Annotated in this window: 2 protein-coding genes and 2 pseudogenes; all 4 read right to left on the bottom strand. The window is 66.8% G+C overall.

Annotated features, from left to right (window positions below):
- Positions 1-91: pseudogene (locus ACZYZ3_RS20405) on the bottom strand (transposase); the annotation flags it as partial.
- Between the two features lie 134 nt (positions 92-225).
- Complete coding sequence (gene istB / locus ACZYZ3_RS20400; RefSeq protein WP_463965587.1) at positions 226-1,005, bottom strand: IS21-like element helper ATPase IstB; 780 nt, start codon at positions 1,003-1,005, stop codon at positions 226-228.
- Positions 1,002-2,543, bottom strand: coding sequence for an IS21 family transposase (gene istA / locus ACZYZ3_RS20395; protein ID WP_463965586.1), 1,542 nt, complete (start codon positions 2,541-2,543; stop codon positions 1,002-1,004). Before istA ends, istB begins: the two co-directional genes overlap by 4 nt.
- A 193-nt stretch (positions 2,544-2,736) precedes the next feature.
- Positions 2,737-3,052, bottom strand: a pseudogene (locus tag ACZYZ3_RS20390) (transposase); the annotation flags it as partial.

Genomic DNA, 3,052 nt, shown 5'->3' with positions numbered 1-3,052 from the left:
TGAAATGCACGCGGCAGCGCTGCCACGCCGCGCCCTGGAACACCGTGCCGATGGCTTTCTTCAGGCCGCTGTGGGCGTCGGAGATCACCAGTGTCAATGGCCAATAGTTTGTGCCCACGGACGGCCAGCAAAAATGCCCGCTGGTGGCCATGAAAACTGCCCACTCATGGCCACGAGATCTGCCCACCGGGTGTTCGGTGGCGCTGGCCATGTTGGGGTGTGGGTTTAGTTCATGGGGGTGACTCCTTTTCCGGCCAGTGCCTGGCTGAGGCGGATCGATTCTCCTGAGGTCTGGCAGACGTGCGCGTGGTGCAGCAGCCGGTCGACCGTCGCCGTGGCGAGGGTTTTGGGCATGAGCTCGTCAAAGCCGGCCGGATGCAAATTTGAGGAAACCGCGATGGACCGTTTCTCATAGGCGGCATCGACGAGGCGATAGAGGCCCTCGGCCGCGTCGGTTCCGACCGGCAAGAGTCCTATGTCATCGACCACCACCAAATCTGCGCGCAGGATCCGGGCGACGACTCTGGTGACGCTGTCATCGGAGCGGTGGGCTCGCATGAGAGCGCCGAGGTCCTCGAGACGGAACCACGCGACCCGCAGGCCGGCCTCGACGGCTTGTTGGCCGAGGGCTTCGAGGAAGAACGTTTTGCCCGTGCCGGACGGGCCGCAGATCACGACGTTTTCCTTCCGCCCGATCCATTCCAGCGTACGCAGCGCCTGCTGCGTCGGTGCCGGGATCGAGGAGGCAGCAGGGTCCCAGGTGTCGAAAGTCTTCCCGGTCGGGAAGCCCGCGGCCTTGCGCCTGGTGGCGAGCATGGACCGGGACCGGCCGGCGACTTCCTCGACGAAGAGGGCCTTGATGACCTCGGCCGGTTCCCAGCGCTGGGCGCGGGCGGTCGCGATCAGTTCCGGCGCCAACGCCCGCGCATGAGGCATCTTCAGCTGCCGCATCAGCGCCTCCAGCTCCGGCGCCAGCACGGGTGCCGTGGTCGGGACCGGGCTCATGCGCTTTCCTCCAGGGCGCCGTCAACAGGGGCGGGAACGGGTGGTCGGCCGATCGCCGCCCACCCGGCGGTGCCCTGGGTCAAGGACCGGGTCTCCCCGGCAGCATGGGTGGTGGTGCGAGTGGTTGCGGCGTTCAGGATCGAGGCAAGATCCTTGTTCGCGAAGCGGCCATGGATGGCCGCGGTCCCGAGGGCCTGATCGACCTCGGACTGCCCGGCGATCTTCGCCAGGGCGACCGCTTCGGCCATCTTCACGTTCATCCGGGCCGTGCCCGCCGCTGCGGCCTCGAGCAGCCAGGTCCGGGCGCCGGCCCCGATGCTAAGGAACTCCGCCTCCGCGGCCGTCCTGGCTTTCGCCGTGTACTCACCCGGGATCCTGGGCCGGTGGTCCGGGAAGTGGGCGTCATTGATCGCCGGGCTGCCGGGCCGGGCGCGCCGGTGCCGGGCGACTTCCACCGGCCCCTGGCTGCCGTGGTGGACGATGATGACCTGCTCGTCGGCTCCGGCGCCGTGGGCCCGGACGAACACCCGCGCGTCGAGCAGATACGCCGGAACGGAGTACTGCCCGTTCTCGAAGGTGACCATCGGCGTGTTCCCCGGAACGGTGCGGGAGAGCCCGAACGCGACGGTGTGCGCAGTGTCCGGGATCCGGTGCAACCGCGGTCCCTCCTCGGCCAGCATCGCGGCTGGTTTGCGGCGGGTGGCCCGGTGCTCACGATGGTTGACCTCGTCCATAAACGCCTGGCAGGCCGCTTCGATCTCGGCGAAGGAAGCGTATTCGGCACGCAGGTTGGTGTCCGTGGGCACGATGTCGGCCTTGGCGACTTTCACCGAGGACTCCACGCCGCCCTTGGACGCCGGGTCAGCCGGCTGGCAGGTCAACACCGTCACCCCGTAGTGGCGGGCGAAGTCGACCGTCTGCTGGTTGCGCACCGGGACCCCGGCAATATGGGACACCGTCACGGTCTTCTCGTTATCGGTCAATACATACGTTGGGGCACCGCCGATGACACGGAACGTGCGGTCCAGCGCGGCGAACACGCTCGGCGCCGTCCGGTCCCGCAGCGCGATCACGATCCTGAAGCGGGACCACGCCAGCCAGGCCACGAACAAAACGGTCTTCTTCCCCTCGATCACGGGGCCGTCACCAAAATCGTACTGAAGCCACATGCCCGGTTCCGTGATCCACGGCCGGTGCACCCGGACATGGCCAAGACGCCAGGCAGCACGGACCTGCGCGACGGCCCGGCGGGTCGAGCGTTCCGAACCCTCGTAGCCGAGGGCCAGGAGCTTCTCGTGGGCTTTGTCGGCGCGGATCCTGCCCTTGGAGGCCTCGATCCATTCCTCGATCTTGGGCAGGAACGCATCCGTGACCCGGCCCCGGTAAACCGGCTCGGCGATCGGCTGGCCAGCGTCACGGGCAGCAACATGCCTGGCCACAGTGTGGTGCGAGCAGCCGGTGAGCTCCGCGGCGGCGCGCAACGATCCGGTCAAATCATACGCAGCAAGTATTTCCATGATTTCTCCGTCAAACTTCATTAGGGCCTCTTCCCGGGCGACTTTGGTGCGACTAGACACCGTCATCAAACCCCGGGGAGAGGCTCCCGCCGCTTAAGCGGCAGGGTCAGTAAGGAAGTGGGCAGATCTCATGGCCACCGACGGGCAGTTTTCATGGCCGTCAGTGGGCAGTTCCGTGGCCGCCTACGGGCAGTTTTTCATGGCCGCTAACANTCCAGAATCCCTCGTTCTCGCTGTTGCCGACGTCGAAGCCCAGGACTTCCCGCCGCCCGTCCGCGGCCACACCGAAGGCAACCACGACGGCCTGGGACACGACCCGGTGCCCGACGCGGGCCTTGCAGTAGGTCGCGTCGAGGAAAACGTACGGGTAGTCCATGGCCGAAAGGTTCCGGTCCTTCGAACGCGCCGACTTCGTGGTCCAGGTCCTCACAGATCCGGTAAACTTCGGACTTGGAGATCCCGGTCTCGGCCCCGAGCGCCTTGACCAGATCATCGACCTTGCGGGTGGAGACCCCGTGCAGGTAGGCCTC

The organism is Pseudarthrobacter linnaei, from assembly GCF_055412825.1.
Note: the sequence above shows the minus strand (reverse complement) of the source record. Positions and strands in the feature narration are given on the sequence as shown.